Origin of the sequence: Peribacillus sp. FSL M8-0224 (assembly GCF_038003055.1) — a bacterium.
GTDB lineage: Bacteria > Bacillota > Bacilli > Bacillales > DSM-1321 > Peribacillus > Peribacillus frigoritolerans.
In genome coordinates, this window is sequence record NZ_JBBOOJ010000001.1 from 1563290 (window position 1) to 1587534 (window position 24245).

A 24245-nucleotide genomic window follows, 5' to 3' on the forward strand; every position below is an offset into this window, starting at 1 on the left:
AGACCGAAAAAATTTTTCGGTCTTTTTTTGGTTCTTTATAGATTCTGTAATGTTGACAAATCGTCATAAAAATCAGTAATTCAATTTTACTTCAGTAGGCCTAACCGAAAACCATAAACGACTGCCTGTGTACGGTTCTTAGCTTTAAACTTTGTCATTAAACTGCTTACATAATCTCTAACTGTATGCTCGCTTAATTGCAGCAATTCGGCCATTTTTTTATTGTTATAGCCCTCAGCCAGCAAATATAAAATCATGGATTCACGTTCCGTCAATTGTATGTCGGTACCTATTGATACCTCATCATCCTTTCTTGATAAATATAAACCGAGCCGTTTTCCTACCTGTTCAAGTAAAGTCAGTTCATCCATTGAATAATCGAATTCCTCCCCTAATTGATCAAAGGTCAGCCAGCCGAACACTTGCTGGTCATGAACAATCGGTACAAAGATGACAGATGAAAGATTAAATAGCTGTATATGTTCCTCTTTAATGTAATTATGGGGATTCTTTAAAAATACCGGCTTTTTTGAATTGAACACCATGGATTGCTTGGAGCTGAGTTGCCCCCTCATGCTTTGAACTTTTGGCAGCTCGGATCCAATGGTGCCGTATAATTGATTGGACCAAGGAATATAAGCATAAAATACACATCTTTTATAGTTAAAGAACTCTTCACATTTTTTTAGGATAAAAGCAAAATCCTTAAATCCTGCTGAGATAATTAAAAGTTCATCTAATTGGTCCAGTAGCTGCAGTCCCTTAAGTTCTGCATTCTCTTGTTTGGTTTTGTGGTGTTGCTCCGGTTCGTCGCCTGTCCACTTGTTATAGCTATGGATGAGATGAGAGAAAATGGATAATAAGAACATAAGGATGGAAAGGGTTTGGGCATGTTTCAGGTTTACCAATGAGGTAACGATGGCCTTTTCAAAGATCAATCGGAACATGCTGAAATGATTATCCTTTAAAAGGGGTAAATGTGATTGAAGCCAAGTATCCAAATGCTCTTCGTATGTGTCTTTTATGTCGTCGATATTTGGAGCGGATAAAAATAGTAAAAATGATTCCAGTAATGTTTGTATCATCTTACGTTCAGGTTCTAATATGAAGGGCTCTAGATTCAAATGAATATTAATATTTTCTTCAATCCGTTTGTTATGACTTTTAATGAATAATATGAATTGCTGCCATGTTATTTCTTCATATGCATGAAAGGGATGAGCCATGTGAATTCCTTCTCCTAAAAACAAAATACCCTATAAAAAGGGGAAACTAACCCTATTATTATACAGCACTTTATAGGATAGTAATTCAAATTGTAAGGAGTAAAATAAATGTATGAACACAGAATGAAGCTATTTGATGGCCATTTTATTTCAACATTGTCATCAGCTTTTTGTTTGTATAAGAATGGTCGTCCAGGGAGAACCTCTAGGGATGGAGATTTCTGTTGCTCAAGGAATCCGTAGGAAATAAGAAAAGGAGATCTGGTAATATGATGAGACTTGAAAACAAAGTGGCAATCGTAACAGGGGGAGCAAGCGGGATTGGAGCAAGTACGGCTCAATTATTTGCAGAAGAAGGAGCAAAGGTGGTCATTGCCGATTTTGCTGATCATGGACAAGCGGTGTCAGAAGAGTTAAATGGAAAAGGGTATGATACTCTTTTTGTTAAAACTGACGTGACGAATGAAAATGACGTAAAGAATATGATCGAAGAGACAGTTAACAAATATGGAAAACTGGATATCATGTTCGCAAACGCAGGAATTGCCAGAGACGGAAACATCCATGAGTTAAGTTATGAACAATGGCAAAAAACAATTGATATTAATTTATCCGGTGTCTTCCTATCCGATAAATATGCGATAGAGCAAATGCAAAAACAATCTACTGGCGGCGCCATTGTCAATACAGGCTCCATCCATAGCCATGCAGGGAAACCGGGGGTAACAGCCTATTCTGCTGCGAAAGGCGGGGTCAAACTGTTAACACAAACGTTAGGTTCGACTTATGCGAAAGATGGCATTCGTGTCAATGCAGTTTGCCCTGGATATATAGATACACCACTTATTGCCGAAGCACAAGGTGAAATAAGACAAGGTTTGATCGATTTACATCCAATCGGCCGTTTAGGCAGAGCGGAAGAAGTGGCTAAAGCCGTTCTCTTCCTCGCAAGTGACGATGCATCATTTGTTACTGGCACTAGCCTAATTGTCGACGGCGGTTATACGGCAGTATAAATTTTAAGGATTATTCGCTCGGTCTCTCAATCAGTCAAATTAGGTTTGAGGTGCCAATTAATAGAGCTTCTTCTGTAAGATGAGTGGTGTTCGTACACCCAAATCATACTGAAGGGCTCTTTTTTACATATAACGAAAAATTCCCGTAAATACTAATAAAATTTCAAACGATATCAGCGGTTTTTTTCGTGAATTTTAAGTTGAAATCAATTTTTCGTAAAATTAAAAATGAAAATGGGACATATGTCCTTTCTCTATACTCCTTTTCCGTATTTTAATAATAGAAGAAATCCATAGAGGAGGAGTCAGAGTGAAAGGGATCATATTTTCCATTATTGCAGGCGTGTTCATATCGTTGCAAGGTGTGTTCAATTCAAGAATGAGTGAGGAGCTAAGTGCGTGGCATACTACCGCGATTGTCCATCTAGTCGGATTTATTTTTTCCATCATCATTTATTTATGTGTCCGTGATGGAAGAGCGGAGGGGTTTCGTGAGGTTCCCATTTTATATCTGCTTGGAGGAGTGCTAGGCATCGTGATTGTGTTTGGGGAAATGACGGCGATCAATCTGCTAGGCATGTCTTTTGCAATAGCAACCATTTTAATTGCACAGCTTATATGTGCCTTCATAATAGATTCAAGGGGACTTTTCGGAATGATTAAGACGAAGGTGTCGTTTCAACAAGTTATCGGAATGGCTATGATGTTAACGGGTGTAGTCATATTTAAATTGTAAAAAGGTGATAGGACATTGAAAAAATTAAAAGATAGATCAGGTCTCGATGAATATCTCGAAAAGTTTGAGCTGAATATGATATTTTCCAAGGAACTGAAGGAGAAAATCTCTCTCTACCAATTCCATAATGGAGACATTTTATGTTCAAAGGGTGAGGGTATTCAATATATGTATTTTCTAGTAAAGGGAAAGTTAAAGATTTTTACAACTTCACCTGAAGGAAAATCGTTAATTGTTCGGTTTAAAACGCCATTGGCCCTTATTGGAGATGTGGAGTATATAAAAGGGATGCAAGCACTCAATACAGTTGAGGCAGTCAGTGAAGGAATTGTTATCGGTATTCATTTCAATGACTTACGAACGATGGAAACGAACCGATTCGAGTTTCTGCATTTTTTATTGGAGATTGTTACACAAAAATTTTTCACAGAATCCCATGCCGCAAGTTTGAACAGGCTCTATCCCGTCGAGGTACGTCTTGCAAGCTACCTGTTGTCTCTTTCATCAGAAGGAAGCAGCTCTATGTTTCACAAAGAAATGGACAAATTGAATCTGACGGAAATAGCTGATCTCATAGGAACAAGTTATCGGCATTTAAATCGAGTCATTCATAAATTCTGTGAAGAAGGTATCATTCAAAGAAAAAAAGGAGTTATTAATATTAAAGATTTAGCTCGGCTTCGGGAAAGGGCAGAGGGAAATATTTATGAATGAGTCAGGAGGCTGTAAATTATGCAAGGAATTCTGTTTGCCGTGGTGGCTGGTGTCTTCATCAGTATGCAAACGGTCCTTAACACAAGAGTTAGTGAGAAAGTGGGAGCTTGGGCGACCACAACAATTGTTCTCGGGCTTGGTTTTATTTCATCACTATCGATCTTCATTATGATGGATGATAAGAACCTGTTAGCGATTGGGCATATAAATAAGCTGTATCTATTAAGTGGTGTCTTGGGAGTCCTGCTCGTCTATTGCATCATGCAGGCTATCCGCCTTCTAGGACCAGCCTATGCCATATCAATCGTCCTTGTCGCACAACTAACCATGGCAGTTCTGATTGACACCTTTGGGTGGTTCGGATTTGAAAAAGCACCATTTACCATAAATAAATTGATCGGGATCATAATCATGATATCTGGAATCATCATGTTTAAGATGAAAAAGAACATTGTCCAACAATTGAAAGAGAGTTCCTTTTTCAAATAATCTCAGAATCAAAGTAATATGGCACATATAGTTATAGTACATTCAAAAATCCTCTCTTTTTAGGGACATATATATCAATGTGAAAAGAGGGGGAATGTCGTATTGGGATAAAGGTGGTAATTGTGCTGCCTATTTTATTTGCTGAATATATGGGACAATACAAATTTACATTATTTCTAATCATAATGAAGTCCTATCAAAATAAGCGAAACATAAACTGCTCGATTCCAGTTTTTTTTAGATTAAATAACATTTATAGCCGAATAAAGCACCCTATATTTATTGTTATTTTTAGAAAATATTGAAAATTATAAATTTAAATGTTTTAATGTAACTATGCCTTTTATACTGGTTCGGACGACGTGATGTTAACACCACTAGTAAAATGGGGTAAATCTATTGTTTCATTAAAGAAAGGATGTGTCATTCTACACCGGATTGATTTGTGAGTATTTGCCCTATCTTTTCAGTATTTCTATCTGTCAGTTTGCCAAGTTAGTACTATGACGAAATGAAGTGGATTTAAAACCCAAAAAAAGGGAGGGACTTTATTTTATGATGAAAATCGATCTTTTATTTAAAAATGCAAATGTGCTGACTCTAGATAACAGGAATCGTCGGGCTAGGTCAATTGCTGTAGCAGATGGAAAAATCGTCGGGATTTGGGATGAGTGTGAGCCGCCTAAAAGTGCAGTGGAGATTACAGCAAGTACTGATGTTGTAGATTTAAAGGGAGCCACCCTAATTCCAGGCTTTATCGATACTCATAACCATATTTTAATGTATGGATTAACGATGGGACAGGTGAACTGCGGTACACCGCCCAATCAATCCATAAAAGATATTTTAGAGTTAATAGGTGCAAAAGCAAAAGAAATTCCCGATGGCGAATGGGTAAGGGGATATGGCTATGATGATACGCTTTTATATGAAAAGCGCCATGTTACACGGAGTGATTTAGATAAGGTTTCGCCAAATAACCCTGTAGTCATCACACACACTTCAGGGCACTTATCCGCAGTAAATTCGCTTGCTTTGCAATTAGCAGGTTTAACTGATGAAGTTTCTGATCCCCAAGGCGGACATTATGGTCGGGATGAGAACGGAAGACTGAATGGAGTAATATATGAACCAGCGGCAATGGCACCAATAAATAATCACATACCACAAATGACAATAGGGCAACAGGTTGACATGTTAGGAAAGGCTTCAAAAGATTATGTAGCTCAAGGAATTACCACGAATACAGATGCTGCAGTTGGATTTAATAATTTGGAAGATTTAGAGGTTCATCTTAAAGCGGCTGAACAAAAAATTAATCCGATGCGAACGAGACTGATGATCATGCATCAGCAGCTTCGTGAAGGACAGCCATTCGGGGGTTATTCTCCAGCTCAACTGGACCTGGAACTCAGGGAAAGGTCTGGGGGACGGGTTAAATTAGATAGCGCAAAAATGTTTCAGGACGGCTCCATACAAGGTTTAACAGGAGCTTTACGTCTTCCATATTATCAAAATAAAGATGTATATGGAGATCTCATTCATCATCAGGAAGCATTTAATGAAGAAGTCTTAGACCTGCACAGACGAGGGTTTAGGATCACAACGCATGGAAACGGGGATCGTGCGATCGGTTCGATATTAGCGGCATATGAATATGCTTTATCCAATAGCCCTCGTACAGGGCATCGTCATAGAATCGAACATGTCCAAACCGCAACCACCGAGGACATCATGAAGATGAGGGAACATGATGTAGCCGGATCCTTCTTCATCAATCATGTATATTATTGGGGGGACAGGCATAAACAAATTTTCCTGGGTCCGGAGCGTGGAAGGCGTATAAGTCCGTTAGCTGAAGCTGTTGCACACAATTTATTGTTCACCCTGCATTCCGATTGTCCAATTACCCCAATCTCACCCCTATTTTCAGTATGGGCTGCAGTTAATAGAATAACGAGAGAAGGTCATGTTTTAGGCCCAGAACAGCGCATTGATGTAGAAACAGCTTTAAAGTCGATGACTATTTTTGGCGCAAAACTAAATTTTGATGAGTCACGATCAGGAAGCATAGAAATTGGAAAACAAGCAGACTTTACCATTCTCGAGACTGACCCTACAGCTGTTCATCCAGAAGAAATTAGGGACATAGCAATTCTGGCCACCTTCATAGATGGAAACCCAGTATATGGACAAGAAAAGGTAAAGACTACTTAATTTCCTACCGGAAATTACTGCGTTTAATTATAAAAGAAAATCCTATATGTTTGACATAAAGCACCGATTATCATTGAACCCGCATCCTCGACATTAGAGACTCCATGATCCTGTTTCCTTAGAGTTTAAAAAATTGTGATGAAAATTAAAGCTAAACTAGGGGGCTATGCTAGTGAACAAATTAGCATTCGGTCAAAATCCAAAAATGATTTTGTTATTACTTTTTGCAGGTAATTTGTTCTCGGCACTGGATCGCTTCGTCATTAATTATGGGATTGTCCATATATCCGATGACCTCCAATTAAGCGCATCCTCCACAGGTCTGATATTAAGCATCTTCTTTTTAGGATATGCAATTATGCAGATTCCCGGCGGTTGGATGGCCGATCGTTTCGGCGCTAGAATCGTGCTTATTGTCTCTGTCTTTAGTTTTACCATTTTTACCAGTCTGACAGGATTGGCATGGTCTTTTGTATCGTTGTTGGTCATTCGTTTTATGTTCGGATTGGGGGAAGGAAGTTTCTTTCCTGCTGGGGCCAAAATGATAGCAGTGTCCATTGCGGAAGAAAAGCGATCCCGGGCAATGTCTTTGTTTCTTTCCGCACTCACTTTTGCAGGTGTCATTTCACCCATTCTCGCAGCCACTCTGCTTGTTAGTATCGGATGGAGGATGATGTTTGGCATTATTGGGATTTTTGGGTTTACGATTGGGTTGCTATATTTGTTCTTATTAAAACCAAGAGTAGGGAGTCAGGGCCCGCGAGAAGTAGATTCCTTAACGGAAGTTCCTGTCAAAGGTTCTTTTATTAAGCTGTTTAAAACCCCCTTGGTCCTTAGTTTGATGGTTGCCTCGTTTGCATATGGTTTCATCAGCTGGGGAGTGATGTCATGGATGCCGACTTACTTGGTGCAGGAACGTGGCCTGAATTTAATTTCCATGGGTCTTTTACAGATGATCCCTGCAATAGCTTCTGTGGCTTTCTATATTATCGCCGGTTATGTACTGGATAAAGTGAAAGTTGGTCGGGAAAAATGGATAGGGGGCTTTAGTGGATTAGGACTAGCGTTATTCGTGTATCTCATGTTTCATGCAGAAACGGTAACGGGAGTTATCATCTATCAATCCATTATACCTATATTTTCCGCAGCCTTATCCACTATCATTTTTAGTCTGCCGCTAAAGTATTTACCGGAAGCAATCGGAGGATCTGCAGTGGGAGTGGTCAATTTAGGGATGCAAGTGGCTGGCTTCATCGCTCCTTTAACGATCGGTTTTGTCATAGACGCTTTCGATGGATCATTTAATGGGGCTGTTTGGTTATTGGTTTCATTCGGGGTCGTTTGTTTTATCGCTTTTATGACCTTGAAATCGGGTAGGGAAAATTTCATATCAGAAAATCCACAAACAATTCCTGCTGTAAAATAGATTGATATAATAAAAGTCTTCAGCTACTATCTTGACAAGCCTGATGTTACTGAATTTCAGTTAACAGGGCTTTTTATTTTTTTATACGATATTATCATAAATATTATTCAAACAGTATGGCCTGGGTATTTTTCATGTTTAAAATACAATTTTTCTAATGTGCTGCAATTAATCTATTTGGAGTAGTGTTTAGACCTATATCCGATGAAAGGAAAATGGATGTACCAGTATCGTGCAGTGGAGTCCGAAGGAAGCACTGAAATCTAAGTGTTTATTAATGTATAACTTTGGTAAAATTAGTTTATAAAAATAATCAATGTTCTTAGGGAGGACACAAATGAAGGTTAAAAAAATACATCATGTAGCAATAATTTGTTCTGATTATGAAAAGTCAAAGAACTTCTATGTAAATATTTTAGGGTGTGATATTGAGAAGGAAACATATCGGTCAGAAAGGAAATCGTATAAATTGGATCTTATCGTCGGAGGGGAATATCAGCTGGAATTATTCTCATTTCCTGATAGTCCCCATCGTCCTAGTTATCCTGAAGCTAGAGGGCTTAGACATCTTGCTTTTGAAGTGGAGGATATTAATCAAGCGATTGAAGATTTAGAAAACGAAAACATTCCAGTTGAACCTATCCGTGTTGATGAGTTAACAGGAAAAAGGTTCACTTTTTTTAGTGATCCGGATGATTTGCCTCTTGAAATATATGAAAAATAGGATGAGGTTACCTCTATTGAATACGATGATTTAAAGAGGTTACTTATATCAATTTAACTATGAAGATTCCCTATAATATGTCGATACCATTAAGTTTGATCCACTTGTATTCCATATTTCGATGAGAGCTGAAATAATCACCGGCTATACTATCTGTAGATTGGTCATTTAAATATGTCAGGAGATAAAAAAATGAATGTTTACAAATTTACAGTGTTGATACTTTTAACGACATTTTTGATGGGTTCTTCTTTTGCAGTAGTTAAAATTGGTCTACCTTATTCATCCCCATTATTATTAGCAGCATTACGCTTCACACTTGCCGGACTCATAATGGCGATAATCGTAATCTTTTTAAAAAGACCGCACCCAAACTCTAAAGGGGATTGGATAAAAATGCTCATTATCGGCACTTTTCAAACAGCCGGAGTAATGGGGTGCATTTTCCTGAGTTTACGCACGATTACAGCAAGTGAATCCTCCATTCTTACATTCACGAACCCGTTGCTTGTTGTTGTTTTCGGTACGATCTTTTCACAAACACGCTATAAACTATATCAATGGATTGGTGTTTTATTAGGATTAGTCGGAGTAATTATAACGATGGGAGCGCAACTTGAATTTAAGGTTGGTATTCTTTTCGGCATTCTTTCTTCTGTTTTCTGGGCGATTTCCACTTTATTGGCGAAAAAATGGGGGGCGATTTCCGATACATGGGTATTATCTGCCTATCAGATGCTTTTTGGCGGTTTACTGCTTTTACTTGGCAGCTTTATTCTTGAAAAACCATTTTTCATACTGAATGGTAATTCGTTGTTCATTTTATTATGGTTAAGTATCATGTCATCGATCGTGCAATTTGCTGTTTGGTATTACCTTTTACAAAAGAGTGATCCCGGAAAAACAAGTGCCTTTTTATTTTTGGCACCTTTCTTCGGTGTATTATCAGGGTGGGCACTATTAGGTGAACAGATATACACTTCACTCTTAATTGGCGGACTGTTTATCATCATTGGCATCTATCTTGTAAATAGCAATTTCCAAAAGGAAAATAAATTAGTTAAAAGAGCTTTATAGTAATCGCATGGATTTAAGCCGCTAAAGCAAAGTCCCTCATGATGAAAAAGAACCTTTCTTTTTCATCATGAGGGATTATTAAATTATACCTCTATACAAAAAACTTCTTTAAATCCTTCTTTCCCTTTAGGTGTGATTTTTACTGCGCGAATAGATGGAACACGGACTATCCAGCCTAAATCAAAAAAATGTGTAAGGATCCCATTCCCTAAAGCTCCGCCAAGATGATGGTGACGTTCACTCCAGTCTAAACATGAGTGGGAAAATGAACGGCGCTTTCTTCTTAAATCAAGCAAATCGATGCCGAATTCTGAAAAAAAATGATCTCCTTTGGGTGTAACTGTAAACTCTCTCTCTTCTTTTTTCAAATATCCGGCTTTCAACATCGATTCAGTTAATTGGACGCCTAGTTTTCCTGCCAAATGATCATAGCAGGTTCTGGCTTCCTGAAGCATTTTGACTTGACTTGATTGTTTTAACGACCGTACTTCAGGAGGTGGGGAAATGGCCAGAAACGATTCCAAAATGTGCGCAATTTCTCCATTTGCTAGCTGATAATAGCGATGTCGTCCGTGTTTTTCAACTATAACAAGGTTACCTTCCACTAATTTAGAAAGGTGAAAGCTGGCGGTTTGAGGTGTTATTGCTGCCATCAATGCTAATTCACCTGCCGTATGAAAACGCCCATCCAGCAGACTTGCAAGTATTGTTGCACGTGACGTTTCCCCAAGGAGGGAGGCTATCTCCACCATATTTGGATTTATACTCAAAATAGTTACCAACCTTTCTGCCGATGGATTAAATAAGTTGAACGCCAATTAATTAGCATTAAAAATAAGTAAACTTATACTTCCATTATACAGTACCGCTGCCCTAGGATATTCGGTATATTCACGATTCCTGCTTTAAAAAAAGAATATTGGACCAACAATAAAATGGAAAGCGTTATTACGTTTATTTCTAAACATTAATTTTGAGTCGTCTCTACAAGGATTTTTTTGATAAAATGCACGTGATAAATTGGTTGCTTTTTTGGGGAGAGATTATGAAATCAGGAGAGGTTAAAAAGAAGACTGTATACCTTTGGATAAGCGTTTTTTACTGAAGTATATTCTTTGTAAACTAGGCATACATTTTTACATGTTCACTAATAGTAAACGTTCATAATAGTCTGGGAATAAATACCGGTGAATAGTCCCTTTTGTGAATTTAGTAGTTAAATAGGAGGGAATGAAGCGTATGAAAATGTCAGACGTTGGATTTAAAGGTCAAGTTTTTGGATTTATAAAGTTCACACCTTTTGTGGAAAGTTTTTTGTCTGGAGATTTATATATGAATAATTTCAAAAAGTATATTGATATAGAAAGTGCTTCAGGAGAAAAAGGTGTAGGAGACAAATTTGAAGCAGCACATGTTTTTACGGAATTAACAATGAATTTCTTTACTCAAGATACCAATGAATTAATAATGTCGGGGCGAACTAAAAAATTGAATTTCAGAAAAAATATAAATGAAAAAAGACCATTATATTGTATGTTTGCAATTATTGGCGATATGTTAAAAGTGGTTAACGAGGATGAAAAGTATTACTATACCAAATTTGATTTACCTAATGAACAAATCGATAAAATGATCAGGGAGTTCGGAGATAGCTTAATTTTTGTTACTCCATCGCAATTTATTGACAGAATTACTAGAACACTCAATGAAAAAGGCTATGCTTACAGAGGGGGCTTGGTAAAATATGATGATTATAACATCAATTCCTCAGCAAGGATGAGCTCTTATAAAAATCAAGGGACTGATATTTATTTTTGGAAAGATAGATACTTTGAAAATCAATATGAATATCGCATAGTTCTCACAGATCAAGAAGTTGATGAAGCCTTAATTGTGAACATAGGTGATATTTCAGACATTAGTACTATTTTTAATGCAAATGAGTTTTTCAGTGATAAATTTGAAATAAGATTACGAAAGAAAGGAAATCTAAGCATCCATTAAATTGGGTGCTTTTAATTTGCAGGATTAGCTGTGGAAATATCTAAAAATTGTACTACTTTTCATATCTTTAATTTTTAAACCATTTATGGGTCTTGGGTTTTAATAGAGCGTCATTCAATAGAATCCAAAATACAGCAAAACTACTCTGAATATGACGACTTTCTTCTATATAACTATAAATATGGCTGAAAAACATACTGTAGATAATGGCCATTTTGATGAACAAAATTAAAAAAGTATCATTCGCTTTTAGAACATATGGACTACGGTATCAAAACGCGGAAATATACTAAGCAAATATCGGCAACGTAATTGCAATGGTGATTATTTGTTATAGCCAGTTAAGAGTGCTTTTTATGCAATAATGGTCGATCACTTGAAGATTGTTTTGATGTCTGCTTCCGCTATTTGATCAACTCTTAAAATGGAGTGACTATTGAAAGTGCTAACGTATCTGGCCCAACAGCAACCCTTTAAAATAGTCCAATACGAACATCGATTGCAGCTTGTTCTTCAAAGGGGATCCCCTATTTTTGGTAGGGAAAGTAATTATTTAATGCCGACTTTATTGCTTTTATTTTTAACAGCAAATTACTGGAAATCTGATGTGAATTCGTGTAATCTACAAAAGTATGTTTTTTTCCAAATCGTAAAGGGGGACCATAATTGAGTTCAACAAATCGTAAACAGACAACAATTGTTGCTCTTTTGCTTGCGGGTACATTTATTGCGATCTTGAATCAAACATTAATGATTACCGCTATTCCTCCTGTGATGGAGGAGATGAATGTTACGGCAAATAGTGCACAGTGGCTAACAACCGTTTTTATGCTGGTTAATGGGATCATGATCCCTGTTAGCGCGTTTTTACTGGAGCGCTTTACCACCAGACAGCTTTTCCTTTCCGCGATGGGGATTTTTGCTATTGGTACATTGGTAGCTGGGCTAGCTCCTAATTTTGGAATGCTGCTGCTAGGAAGGATGATTCAGTCGAGCGGAGCAGGAATCATGCTCCCGTTAATGCAAACAGTCTTCCTAATGATTTTCCCTGTTCATAAACGGGGTGCAGCCATGGGACTGGTCGGTCTGGTCATTTCCTTCGCGCCGGCTATTGGTCCCGCTTTGTCGGGCTGGGTTACGGAGACCTACTCATGGAGGGTGTTATTCTTTATCATTCTTCCAATTGCTATTATTGATATCATTGTTGCGTTCTTCGCTTTAAAAAATGTAACAGAAGTTACACGGCCAAAAGTGGATGTGCTTTCGATTGTTTTATCTTCCGTAGGTTTCGGTGGATTATTGTATGGATTTACAGCTGCTGGTAATTATGGCTGGACAGACGAGAGTACCATCATATCCCTAGGCATTGGGACAATTTCACTTGTTTGGTTCATCAACAGGCAATTGCGATTGAAGCATCCAATGCTGGAGTTCCGTGTGTTCACGTATTCATTATTGCCGATTGCTATCATTATTGGAGCCATTACCTTTATGGGTCTGATAGGTGCCGAAACGCTCATCCCGCTATTTATGCAAAACATGCGAGGATTTACTGCGTTTGAAGCTGGATTAGCCATACTTCCTGGAGCACTTATTACCGGAATAATGTCACCGTTCATTGGACGTATTTTTGACCGGATTGGGGCCAGGTGGCTGGTTATTGGCGGATTACTCCTCATAACCGCTTCCTCCTTTACTTTCATGGATGTTGGTCCTTCGACAAGTTTTACATTTATTATGGTAATGTACAGTATTCGGATGTTCGGATTAGCCATGGTAATGATGCCTGTTTCAACGGCCGCCTTAAACCAGCTGCCTAAACGTTTACTTGCCCATGGTGCAGCAATGGATAATACGATGAAAATGATTGCCGCATCTGTAGGTACAGCAATACTTGTTACTGTGATGACAACAGCTACCGAAAATGCTCAGCAGCGTCCCGAGATAGTCCATCCTGATATGTATGGCGCGCAAATCTCATTTATTGTCATCGCTGCACTTTCGTTAATTAGCTTCCTCATTTCTTTTAAAATAAAGGATCAAAAATCAGCAGGAAAAGAGTTCGGGGAGAAGAATTAAATATTTGAATTTGAGTTTTTCAAACTAAATAATTAGAACTCCATTTTTTAACTTGTTATGAACATTTTCCAACGCCGCCCCTGGTGGCTTTCCCTAACATGTCCTATCATTCCTTTGTCGTGTATACCTAAGGGATTCTAAAAAAGAGGGAGAACAAGTCATCCAGATTATTTGTTCTCCCTCTTTTATCTTTTCCTTTCTTTATAAAAAGAAGTAAACATACATGAATTAGATGTAGGTGTGGAAGTATCTTTTATTAATCTGGACTTTTTTCATATTCTTCAATCTTTAAACCCTTTTCGAAACTGGATCATTTAAGAGCGCGCCATTCTTTAAACAATTTGAAAAAAAAGAAGGCGTGATTTTGGAAGTGATCGAGCACCCACGTCTCCAATATCGTGTGAAATTTGGCCAGGCGGAAGCAGTCTTGTATCATGAGGAATTGACGAATGGGAACCAACGGGATGTTCCAATAACAGGAACGGATAATCAAGAAGGATGGGAGGGGGATAAAGTGGAATGGTATACACAAAAAGAAGTAGCTGATTTATTAGGAGTATCCAAGGCAACGGTCTACCATTATGGAAAGCAGAAGAAAATCATTAAAATTCTGGACCCACATCGATTACATAAAGAGGCCCGTTATGAAAAAGCGGAAGTGGATCGACTAGTATATGAAAAGCAATCTTTCCCTACAGGTATGAGTCCTAATTATGTTGCAAAGAAATTGGGATTATCTGTTCAAAGTGTTTATAAATATATACAAGATGGTTCAATAAAAGCTGAGGCTGTCCCTTATGGTGATGAGAGGACGATTATATCAGAAACAGCATATGAGGAAGCCGCCGGATTACTGAAATCATCTGAATCCCAACGCCCAAAACGATTTGAGTATTATTATCCTAGTCACGATATTGTCTTATTTCAGAAATTTCATTCAGGCAAGGTTCCTGAAGCACGTGTTATAAGGAACAAGGACAATGAATGGGGTTTTTACTTACCCAATATTCAGAAATGGTTGCCATTTGATGAAGGGGTAAGGGAGTATCGGGCAGGGGAAAGACCCCTAACGGCGGAGATATATAATATTCAAAAACTATAGAAAATTTAATATACTATTATATTTTGGATTCAGCGTTAGGAAATTGGAGGAATGCTGGGGATTCAAGGTTAAATAAATATTACTTAGATCAAACTAGAAATTATTTAAATAAACCAACGAAAAAGGATTTAGAAGACGCAATAGCAATCTGGTGGCAAGAAAGAATTACGAATCCAAGTATTCAATTTTATGATAATTCTAAAATGTTAATTACAATCTTTTATAATTTAGATAAAAGTAATAGTGGATTAAAAATAGGTAGAAACTATGATTTTGAACATTTAATTGCTAGAAATAAAATAAAGGATATATATATATATAAATATTTAAATTTACCTATGGGAACTATAGGTAACTTAATGTTTTTAGATAGTAGTCTTAATAGATCTAAAAAAGAATTGAACCTATATAATCAAATTAGTTCGGGAGAGAGTATCAATCCAGATTTTGCTTTCTATCCAGAGGAGAATTTAATAAACGATTCGAAAAATTTAATTCTTACAAAACATGAAAGCGTACAAAACGAAGTGTAAAATTGTATTTCACCTAGGAGAAAATATTATAAATAAATTATTATTGGATCTAAATAAATAACCGTGTTTTTATATTAAAACATTCATAATTCTATTATGTATGATTTAAATCATTTTTGGAGGAAGCATATGGTGTGGAATTTGCAAGCAAAAATAGTATCTTATCATCGCCAAAGTTTTTTGTGTGTAAGTCTATTTCAGACTTTGGTGATATCGATAAAAATGATGACTTACATGAATATGCTTGCTTCACCAATTCATCATTTATAGATCTAATTTTAAGAGATTATCTAGAATAGGAGAAATGAAATTCATGATAGATATTTTTTTATCTTTAGAACCAAAAGATAGATTTACAGCATTAGGAGTCATATCTACAGCAATATTCTCATTTTTAACGTTACTTAATACCTTTAGGATAAGTGAGAAAAATGCATTTTTGATTTCTGTAACTAAAGAAAGAATAGATTCTTTAACAGTTCTAAAAGAGAATACTGCTCAATACTTTTCGGAAATAAAGAAGTTGAAGTTTTTATTAGAAGAAAATATGGCTATAAATGAAAATGTAGAAAAACTTGAATATTTAAAGTGGAGAATACGTTTTCAGTTAAATAAAGAAAATATATATGAGAAAAAATTAATTAAACAGTTAGACGATTTGGAAAAAGTTTTGAATATTTTCATAGATTTCAAAAAAAATAAAGACTTGATTAAATGTACTGAAAAACTTGATAAGATATTCATAATAAATATTAAAAACAATCAGTATAAATCTAAAAATATTGAAAATTTAATTTTTTGGAAAATAAATCTAATTGAAGAACATTTACAAGAAGCATTATCAAATCATATAAAAATTGAATGGAATAAAGTGAAAAAAGAAACAAAAAGATTTAAAATATAAAATCTTTATACTAAATTAAAAAGAAGAAGATTTTCTAGTCTTCTCCTTTTGTATGTGTGTAGAAATAAAAGTATACCATCTAAGTTAGCCTTCTCCTGCTCAGGGTTTGTATACAGGGGAAGATCAATTAGAACTTCCTGTTGATGAAGTCATTGAAAAAGAGCGTAACCCATTACGAACCATCATTGCCTAAACTGAATCAGAGGCCAAAATGAAAATCCGACGCGGCCAGCAAAAATTTAGAAAGAGCTTAATGCTACTCTGGTATAATGAATGCCCGCTATGTGGCATTGGAATGGAAGTCCTTCTAAGAGCTAGTCACGCTAAACTATGGAAGGACAGCTCAGATCAGAAAGCGACTAGATCCATACCACGGAATACTATTATGCTTCAACCATGATGCGCTGTATGACAAAGGCTTGATTTCGTTTGACGGTCAAGGTAGACTGCATATCTCTAAGCAGATTCCTAAAGAAGAGTATGTTCTGTACGGTTTGGCTAAAAACGTAAAAATACCCGTTCATCCTGAAAATAAGCTTTATTTTAAGTGACATAAGAAGAATGTATTTGTGGAGAATAATAGAGTTTAATATCTTATTTTGCCAATACCCATTAAGCAAACACGTTTTATCATGTGGAATGAAAAGCTGTTCTGTTATCTTTATAGAGTAGTTAGGAGATGTCATGAAAAGAATCGCATTGGTAAGTTGTACAAAGAAGAAGCAAAATCATCCATGTAAGGCGGCAGAGCATCAACTTTATTTAAGAAAATAACCACATATATTAAGCACTCTCAATTTGATGACTGGTATATACTATCGGCAAAATATGGTTTGATAAATAAAAGCAAAGTAATTTCCCCTTATGATGTAACGTTACTAAAGATCAGGGCTGTAGAAAGAAGAAAGTGGGCATACAACGTTGCTAAAGAACTATTAAGGGACTTTTCAAGTCAAACAGAAATATACTTCTTTGCGGGTGAAAAATATAGACAATACCTGCTACCCAACTCGAAAAAGCAGGTATCAAATTTCATGTCCCATTAAGTGGGATGGAAATCGGTGATCAACTTCAATAATTAAGCAGTAAGATAAAATGTTAGAAAGGCGCAGCATTACTATGAGGCAGTCTTATTTAAGAGAAACTTGGGGAGGATTGACCTGGACTCCTTGGTATTCTTTTAATCAAGTCATGGAAACAAAACGCTTACTCCCAAATTCCCCCGGTATGTATCGTATTAAGCCAGTGGGGCTAAACCATCTCATGTACATTGGTCAAACGGGCCGGAACTTACATGAGCGAGTTACAGGGCTTATTAGAAATACCCTTAAAGATCAGATGCCTTTTAACGAACCACATACCGCTGCTCCTTCATTGTGGGCTTGGAAGGATGCTGAAGGATGGGAGTTTGAATGCTCAGTTTCTCAAGTGGATTTGACAAAAGAGAACCGTGAAGGGCTAGAATGTTTTCTTTTATGGATATATCGAATAGAAATAGAGGATCGACGTTTTGTAATCATGGTCATTTTCATCAGGACTATGAAAAATCAAAAAATCGTAAAAGTGATTTTCGTGGAGGTAAATTACAAGTTTTAGATCAACGTAACCATACATGGGGAGAAAGTGGCAATCCATTGCATTTTCAAGGTACGCCGTTATCATCAGACTTTATGGGGCTTCCATGGTCAGATTTTATAGAAATGGAGCAATTTTCTGATGTTCCATATGAAAAAGGTGTGTATCGTATAAAGGGTCTTGAAACTAATACCCTCTTATATATTGGCAAGTCAAAACAATTGAAAAATCGATTAAGGGCGCATATAAGAAAGGATTGGGATCAAGGAGTAAAGTGCTCCTATTGTGTTATTAAAAGTGCAAAAGTCAACCACTTGAAGGAATTTGAAAACGACTTAATCGGAGCATATTTCTCTTTAGATAATAGTGTACCAATGTTCCAATTTAAAAACCTAAAAGAATAAGTCCAAACACAGGGTTTTGATTATGTACCAGAAGATTTAAGATCTCGTTCATTTATAGAGGTAACAAAAAAGTTATCTGATATCCACTATGGTTTTGATAATTTCCATAAGAAACCAGCAGCCGCGAAGCTTCTTTTACAACTTGGTACTACAATTCCTGGGCGGCTTTGGGTACATGTTTGTCTGGATAATAGCTTGTAAATTAGGAAACAGGTATGGAGTTTCCAATGATGCACAACAATATTCAAATAAAATGCTTAATAAATTATCTACTGTAAAATGGGAATGGTATTTCAATACTGTTTTTCAAGGTGATGAAATAGTATTATATATATTAAATGAAAAAAGCTCGTAAATTTTTAGTGAATGGATTGAACTGGTTAACAAATACGACCTACATGATTTAAATTTTAAAAATAACCAAGAAAAAAGACTGGTAGAAGCAACTAAGGCAGGGAATACTACAAAGATTTTTGAGATAGCAAAAAATCTTTATCAGAAATTAAGAGGAAAGCAATTACAACTAAAAACTTTTAAAGAGATAAAAATTCAAGAAGGGGATTTTCTGTTAGTCAAGGGGAATTTAACTGCATTTACAATTCTAAAATTTATTTATAATGATTTATAAATAACAAAAATAATACTATTGATTTAATGAAGGAGAACCGTTAGAAGACTAGTTTTAAGAAGATAGCTTATAAAAGGGCTTGTCAATTAAATATTCTTTTCAGACAAGCCTTTTATAATAATCTTATTTAATAATGGGGATTAAATTACATCATAAATTATTTGGAGGTGTTTTATGAATTATAAATTATATAAAAGGATGTTAGCTAAATATAAAAATCCATATAAATTGATTACAAAATTAAAGCTTGATACATCTAATAATGATCTAACTAATCTTTATTCTTCTTTAAAAAAGATACCTAATATCACAAGCTTTTTGGAAGGGAATACTTTTCCTAAGAGTTATGAATGTTTAGGTGGAAAAAAAACTCAACACTATATTGATGTAGAAAATGAAATTATATGGATATCAGCAATAATCAGCTACCATTCAGATAAAATTAAGCTTTTTGTTGATTTGAGGAATGGTTATAATTTTTTTGTTTTTGAGAATAATTGGGAAGAAGCAAATGAAATACTTGATGAAATTGAAACAGAGTTAGGATTATCCCTTTGGTTAATTGAAAGTAGAATGAAATTATATCAAAGACAATATGGGGTATCTAAGCATAAAGAGTTTTTCCAAGAAATTATTAAAAACGATAATGTTTCAGAGATAATAAAAATAATTTTACACTTTAAAAGTATGAGTATTGAAGAAGTGATTTCAACGGAAAAATACGAATCTGAATTAAAAGGATATATAGACAGTCTTTTTAAAGATTTTCCTGACGCTGTAGGAAGAAGCTATTTTTTAAATAAATTAAGTTTAAAGGATGAAAAATTTGAAAATGAACACTTTAAGTTAGCTTTTGATCATTCCCTTCCATTAATAGATAGATATTTAGAGTTTACAAAGTCTCTGGTTTCTTTAACAGAAAAAGGTTTAATAAATCGTGAAGTACTAGAGATTGTACTCAATAATCTTAAAAATATTCAGGATAAAAGCCTTTTTAATAACTTTAAAATCAGGTCAAATTATACACCTGCAGATGAAGATATACTTGTGCTAAACATTTTAGATTGTTACTCTTCTGGAGACTATAAAACCGTAAAATCTTTGTGTGAAAGTTTCTTAAAAAGCTCTCCAGATTATGTTGAGCTTTATGAGTTATATGTAAAATCATGTATCTATTTAGATGAGAATATTAAGTTTGATGATGAAAAACTTTTAGGAAGGATACTAAATTTCTTACATAAATTTTATTTAGATAGAACGGATACTTTATTAAAAATCCAGCCACTTTTAAAAATTTGTTATGAGTTTTCTTCAGAGGCTTGGGCATGGAAGCTATTCTCTATTACTATGCACTCAATTGAACCTACAAATAATATTTTGAGATATCAATTTTGCAGAATGGGTTTTAAAACTTCTTTATTACCAAAATCAAGCGTATTCACAGAGATTTATGGTAATAAAAACGGTATACAAATACTGAATAAATATAAGGAATATGTTAAGGACTCACCTACTTTAAAATCACACTTTTTATTCTTAAATAATGATTTCAAAGAGTTACCTACATTAAAGCTACCAAAAGATAGGGAACTAAAATTTTTAGGTGCAATTTACTTCAGTAATCAAAATTATATTGAAGCCATTAAAACTTATGAAGATTTACTCAAAATTACAACAGATACAAATAAATTTGAAATTTATTCAATATTAGCTCAATGTTATATTAAGACTTTTGAATTAAATACTACTACAAAAATTGTGGTTGAACATTATTTAAAAAACATTTCTTTACTTTCTAATGAAGACTTCAAGAATCTAATAGAACTATTAGACGCACAAACATATGACAAAACTATAATCGATATTCCTATTTTGTATTATTTTTATTCAAAAAAACTATCTAATGACAGAGACTACTTACTAACAGATATTTACGAAGATTTTTTATATGCTTATGATTTAAATAAACCTTCTGACTTAAATAAGTTAGATGAGGTGTTTGAAAAATCTAAGTTAAAATTCTTTTTAAAAAATATTTGTTCAATTGATATTATGTCTAAATCAATTGAATTTGAAAATCACTCAGAAGTTGAGGGAGAAAGGATAAAAATTTGTAATATACTGAAAGACTTAGATCCTAAGAATGAATCATTATATGATATTGAAATACAAGAAATAACACAGAAAATGACACTTAAAAAGCTAACTAGAGTTATTGAAAGTAATAAAATATACGTAGATGAAAAAGGCATAAAAACTACCTTAATTAAAAGTTTAAAAGAAGACTTCTCAAGATTCCAAACTCTTGATTACTTTAATAATCATGAGGTTACAAACAATTATTTTTCTTTATCTGATTTTCAAAATGCAAAATTTGTTCCATTCTATGTTAATGAAAGATGGGGTTTATTTGTTTCGTTAGTTAAAAGTATAAGAGACGAATTTGTTTATAGTAAGCATTATGGATTAAATGGATACTTAAGTGTTGGAATTAGACATGGCTCATTAATTGGGCAATTGAGAAGAGAATTAGAAAGAGAGAAGATAATTACTCAAATAGATTCTAAAACAGGTTTATATGTTAAAAATGAGTATTGGTTAGAAAAAATTAAATGTGATGAGGCAAATAAACAATTTATCCAAGAAAATTTAAATGTTTTTTCTGAGAGTTATGATAATCAAATTGCTAAATTAAAAGACGTATATATTCAAATCCAAACTGAGAAAAATTTAAATGGTTTATTTGATTACACTTTATACCAAGCTGTTATAAGATCATTGTATTACGAAGTATCATTTCAGAAGAATCTTACTTTAGCAGAATTTATAGAATATATTATAAGTCATCTTTGGGATATAACAGAAAATAATCTAATACAAATTAGATCTTATTTGGATCGTGATTTTAGAGCTAGTATTAATTCATACTACGATGAATTATTTTATAATTTAGATCAAGCACCCGAATATATTAATTTATTGGAATTAACGAATAAAATTAAGCAAGTAAAAACTCGAACTAATCGAGATATTGATAGTGTTATTGCTTGGTTTACTAGGAATAAAGATTTAGAAATTGAAAATTTTAATTTGAGTTTGCCTATCGAAATTGCTTTTAAAGCTGCTAAAAATATGAATATTAATATTATGAGTATAATAAATAGTACAATTAATGAAGAAATAACATTTAAGGGTAATTATTTAAATTCATTTGTTCATTTGTTTACTATTCTATTCGATAATGCTATGAAACGTAGTGGATTTAATAATTTAGAAATTGTAGTAGAAGGAATATTAAATGGACCATTTTTAAATATTAAAGTATTTAATAAAGTTAACTTTGAAGCAGTGCCCTTAGAAATAAGAATTAAAAATATTGAAGCCTCTAAAAGAAAAATTTCTTCCGAAAGTAATACAAAAGATTTTATAAGTACAGAAGGTGGCTCTGGTTTGCCTAAACTATATAAATTAATCCAAATTGATTTAAGAACTAGAGGTAAACTGGAATTTAACATCTATGAGGATTCTTTCCAAGTAGATCTTTGTATCTTATTAGAGGGGTTATTAGTATGAGAATATTAGTAATAGAAGATGACCAACAAAAGTCTGAACAACTTATAGGCTTTTTAGAAGAACATTTAAATAATACTATTATTGAATTAGAGAGCTCGTATACGAATGGTTTAAGAGCATTAGCAATAAAAGACTATAATTTATTACTTTTAGATATGAGTTTGCCCACTTTTAAAATAACTGTTGAACAATCTGGCGGTAAACCAATGTCCTTCGCAGGAGAAGAGATTCTAAGACAGTTATCTCGTAGAAATATAAAGGTTCCAACAATTGTTATTACTCAATATGATCGATTTGAACGTGATCTGTCTTTAAAAGAATTAAGAAAATCGATAGCAGACAAAAGTTACTCTAACTATATAGATACTATTTATTACAACACTACAAATGACTCTTGGAAGATAGAACTTATGAATTTATTAAAAGAACATATAGGAATATAAGTATTGATAAAAATATTAATCATTGATGATAATCCTCGAAAAGTTTCACAAATAAGAGAGTGTTTAGTTCAAGCAAGTGTTGTAATAGAAAATATAGAGACAGTATCAGATATTGTTGAAGGGAAAAAAAAGTTAAGAAATAAATTATATGATATTTTAATTTTAGACGTCCAACTCCCTGAAAGAACCGGAGATAAACCCTTAACTGATGGTGGGTTAGAAATATTAAGACTAATTCATGATACAAATAGATATAAAAGGCCTAATTATATTATTGGTCTTTCTGAATTTGATAATTACAGAAATAACTTTGAAGATAAATTACATTTATTAATTAAGTTTGATGAAAAAACCGATGACTGGCAAATAAGACTTACTAATCAAGTATCCGAAGTAAATTCATCTAAATTTAACATCGCTATCCCAGATTATTATTTTGATGTTGGATTTGTTTGCGCATTAGAAGATATAGAATTAGAAAATATACTGAAATTGGATGCTAATTGGGAAAGGGTAAATATACCATCAGATAATTTAATTTATTACACTGGAAGTCTTTTAAATAATGAAGGTTATTTAGTAAAATTAGTTGCAGTTAGTTGTGAGCAAATGGGAATGAGTGCTGCTGCAGTAGCAACAACTAAATTAATTCATCATTTTAGACCGAAATATATATTTATGACAGGTGTTGCTGGTGCAATCGAAGGGAATTTGAAATTTGGCGATATAATAATAGCAGATCCATGTTGGGATTACGGTGATGGCAAATTTATTGACGAAGATGGAGGTACTAGGTTTGAAGATAGTCCATACCAATTAAGAGCGCCTATAAACCTTTTGAGTTATATAAATAGGCTGAGAACCACGAGTCATGTTCTTGACGAAATACGTTCAAATTATAAATCGAAATTATTCATTCATAGCCTTTCAGTGTACATCGCTCCCTTTGTATCTGGTTCAGCTGTAATCGCAACTAGTGAAAAAAAGAGAGAAATACAATCTCAACATCGTAAGATTACCGCAGTGGATATGGAAGCTTTTGGTTTTATGTTTGCTGCTCTACACGCTTTAGCTCCCCGTCCTTCACCCTTGGTAGTTAAGTCTATCAGTGATATGGCTGATAACACAAAAGACGATTATGCTAAAGACTATGCGGGGTATACTAGTGCGCAATTTGTTAGTAAATTAATCAATGAATTTTTAGAATTCGATGAAGGGTGATAGAATGAAAGACACGGATAATAGCAATTGGAGCACTTTTAGTCTCTGTGATATTTAACTTTTAACTCTAGTAAATGCACAAAAGACTAGTAAATATACGTCATATACTAGTTCAATAACACAGGAAAGAATTAAATCCTTAGAAGAGTTGAAA

Annotated in this window: 20 protein-coding genes; 18 read left to right on the plus strand and 2 right to left on the minus strand. The window is 34.4% G+C overall.

Annotation, left to right across the window (positions count from 1 at the left end):
• Positions 1-86: 86 nt before the first annotated feature.
• Positions 87-1226 carry a LuxR C-terminal-related transcriptional regulator gene (locus MKX49_RS07630; RefSeq protein ID WP_340875897.1) on the minus strand — a complete coding sequence of 380 codons (1140 nt, stop codon included), beginning with the start codon at positions 1224-1226 and terminating at the stop codon, positions 87-89.
• A gap of 272 nt (positions 1227-1498) precedes the next feature.
• Here MKX49_RS07630 and MKX49_RS07635 point away from each other — a divergent pair, with 272 nt between their 5' ends.
• The 8 genes from MKX49_RS07635 to MKX49_RS07670 all read left to right on the plus strand — a co-directional run bounded on the left by MKX49_RS07635 (position 1499) and on the right by MKX49_RS07670 (position 9625).
• A complete protein-coding gene (locus MKX49_RS07635; protein WP_076368734.1) occupies positions 1499-2242 on the plus strand; it encodes an SDR family NAD(P)-dependent oxidoreductase in 744 nt (247 codons plus the stop codon).
• 310 nt (positions 2243-2552) lie between these two features.
• Entirely contained in the window at positions 2553-2978 is a 426-nt protein-coding gene (locus MKX49_RS07640) for a DMT family transporter (protein WP_323598748.1), read from the plus strand.
• 15 nt (positions 2979-2993) lie between these two features.
• Entirely contained in the window at positions 2994-3692 is a 699-nt protein-coding gene (locus MKX49_RS07645; RefSeq protein ID WP_340875898.1) for a Crp/Fnr family transcriptional regulator, read from the plus strand.
• 18 nt (positions 3693-3710) lie between these two features.
• Positions 3711-4181 carry a DMT family transporter gene (locus MKX49_RS07650; protein ID WP_340875899.1) on the plus strand — a complete coding sequence of 157 codons (471 nt, stop codon included), beginning with the start codon at positions 3711-3713 and terminating at the stop codon, positions 4179-4181.
• A gap of 555 nt (positions 4182-4736) precedes the next feature.
• Positions 4737-6398: an amidohydrolase gene (locus tag MKX49_RS07655; RefSeq protein ID WP_340875901.1), complete on the plus strand. Its 1662-nt coding sequence runs from the start codon at positions 4737-4739 to the stop codon at positions 6396-6398.
• A gap of 172 nt (positions 6399-6570) precedes the next feature.
• The gene (locus tag MKX49_RS07660) at positions 6571-7824 is read left to right on the plus strand and encodes an MFS transporter (RefSeq protein ID WP_340875902.1); all 1254 of its coding nucleotides are present in this window, start codon (positions 6571-6573) and stop codon (positions 7822-7824) included.
• 337 nt (positions 7825-8161) lie between these two features.
• Positions 8162-8548: an SMU1112c/YaeR family gloxylase I-like metalloprotein gene (gene gloA2 / locus MKX49_RS07665; RefSeq protein ID WP_340875903.1), complete on the plus strand. Its 387-nt coding sequence runs from the start codon at positions 8162-8164 to the stop codon at positions 8546-8548.
• A 192-nt stretch (positions 8549-8740) separates the two neighbouring features.
• A complete protein-coding gene (locus MKX49_RS07670; RefSeq protein WP_095679473.1) occupies positions 8741-9625 on the plus strand; it encodes a DMT family transporter in 885 nt (294 codons plus the stop codon).
• 83 nt (positions 9626-9708) lie between these two features.
• On the opposite strand, the gene MKX49_RS07675 is transcribed toward MKX49_RS07670, so the two are convergent.
• Entirely contained in the window at positions 9709-10395 is a 687-nt protein-coding gene (locus MKX49_RS07675; RefSeq protein ID WP_340875905.1) for an ArsR/SmtB family transcription factor, read from the minus strand.
• Between the two features lie 469 nt (positions 10396-10864).
• Here MKX49_RS07675 and MKX49_RS07680 point away from each other — a divergent pair, with 469 nt between their 5' ends.
• From MKX49_RS07680 to MKX49_RS07725, 10 genes are all read left to right on the plus strand, one after another.
• On the plus strand, positions 10865-11629 hold the full coding sequence (locus MKX49_RS07680; protein ID WP_072272786.1) for a hypothetical protein: 765 nt from the start codon (positions 10865-10867) through the stop codon (positions 11627-11629).
• 666 nt (positions 11630-12295) lie between these two features.
• On the plus strand, positions 12296-13708 hold the full coding sequence (locus tag MKX49_RS07685; RefSeq protein WP_340875908.1) for a DHA2 family efflux MFS transporter permease subunit: 1413 nt from the start codon (positions 12296-12298) through the stop codon (positions 13706-13708).
• A gap of 370 nt (positions 13709-14078) precedes the next feature.
• A complete protein-coding gene (locus MKX49_RS07690) occupies positions 14079-14810 on the plus strand; it encodes a helix-turn-helix domain-containing protein (RefSeq protein ID WP_340878495.1) in 732 nt (243 codons plus the stop codon).
• Positions 14811-14833: 23 nt separating this feature from the next.
• Positions 14834-15343, plus strand: a complete 510-nt coding sequence (locus MKX49_RS07695; RefSeq protein ID WP_340875909.1) for a hypothetical protein — start codon at positions 14834-14836, stop codon at positions 15341-15343.
• 313 nt (positions 15344-15656) lie between these two features.
• Positions 15657-16247, plus strand: a complete 591-nt coding sequence (locus tag MKX49_RS07700; protein ID WP_340875911.1) for a hypothetical protein — start codon at positions 15657-15659, stop codon at positions 16245-16247.
• An 812-nt stretch (positions 16248-17059) separates the two neighbouring features.
• On the plus strand, positions 17060-17293 hold the full coding sequence (locus MKX49_RS07705) for a DUF6884 domain-containing protein (protein ID WP_340878496.1): 234 nt from the start codon (positions 17060-17062) through the stop codon (positions 17291-17293).
• 417 nt (positions 17294-17710) lie between these two features.
• Positions 17711-18226 carry a GIY-YIG nuclease family protein gene (locus tag MKX49_RS07710; RefSeq protein ID WP_340875912.1) on the plus strand — a complete coding sequence of 172 codons (516 nt, stop codon included), beginning with the start codon at positions 17711-17713 and terminating at the stop codon, positions 18224-18226.
• An 802-nt stretch (positions 18227-19028) separates the two neighbouring features.
• Positions 19029-22427 carry a hypothetical protein gene (locus MKX49_RS07715; protein WP_340875913.1) on the plus strand — a complete coding sequence of 1133 codons (3399 nt, stop codon included), beginning with the start codon at positions 19029-19031 and terminating at the stop codon, positions 22425-22427.
• On the plus strand, positions 22424-22870 hold the full coding sequence (locus tag MKX49_RS07720; protein WP_340875914.1) for a response regulator: 447 nt from the start codon (positions 22424-22426) through the stop codon (positions 22868-22870). The genes MKX49_RS07715 and MKX49_RS07720 overlap by 4 nt, the downstream gene beginning before the upstream one ends.
• A gap of 3 nt (positions 22871-22873) precedes the next feature.
• Entirely contained in the window at positions 22874-24091 is a 1218-nt protein-coding gene (locus MKX49_RS07725) for a phosphorylase family protein (protein ID WP_340875915.1), read from the plus strand.
• Positions 24092-24245: the final 154 nt, after the last annotated feature.

Coding starts and splice junctions, on each gene's coding strand:
- MKX49_RS07655 (WP_340875901.1), top strand. CDS start 4,737: ATGATGAAAATCGATCTTTTATTTAAAAATGCAAATGTGCTGACTCTA.
- MKX49_RS07635 (WP_076368734.1), top strand. CDS start 1,499: ATGAGACTTGAAAACAAAGTGGCAATCGTAACAGGGGGAGCAAGCGGG.
- MKX49_RS07650 (WP_340875899.1), top strand. CDS start 3,711: ATGCAAGGAATTCTGTTTGCCGTGGTGGCTGGTGTCTTCATCAGTATG.
- MKX49_RS07630 (WP_340875897.1), bottom strand. CDS start 1,226: ATGGCTCATCCCTTTCATGCATATGAAGAAATAACATGGCAGCAATTC.
- MKX49_RS07700 (WP_340875911.1), top strand. CDS start 15,657: ATGATAGATATTTTTTTATCTTTAGAACCAAAAGATAGATTTACAGCA.
- gloA2 (WP_340875903.1), top strand. CDS start 8,162: ATGAAGGTTAAAAAAATACATCATGTAGCAATAATTTGTTCTGATTAT.
- MKX49_RS07710 (WP_340875912.1), top strand. CDS start 17,711: ATGTTTTCTTTTATGGATATATCGAATAGAAATAGAGGATCGACGTTT.
- MKX49_RS07670 (WP_095679473.1), top strand. CDS start 8,741: ATGAATGTTTACAAATTTACAGTGTTGATACTTTTAACGACATTTTTG.
- MKX49_RS07715 (WP_340875913.1), top strand. CDS start 19,029: ATGAATTATAAATTATATAAAAGGATGTTAGCTAAATATAAAAATCCA.
- MKX49_RS07720 (WP_340875914.1), top strand. CDS start 22,424: ATGAGAATATTAGTAATAGAAGATGACCAACAAAAGTCTGAACAACTT.
- MKX49_RS07680 (WP_072272786.1), top strand. CDS start 10,865: ATGAAAATGTCAGACGTTGGATTTAAAGGTCAAGTTTTTGGATTTATA.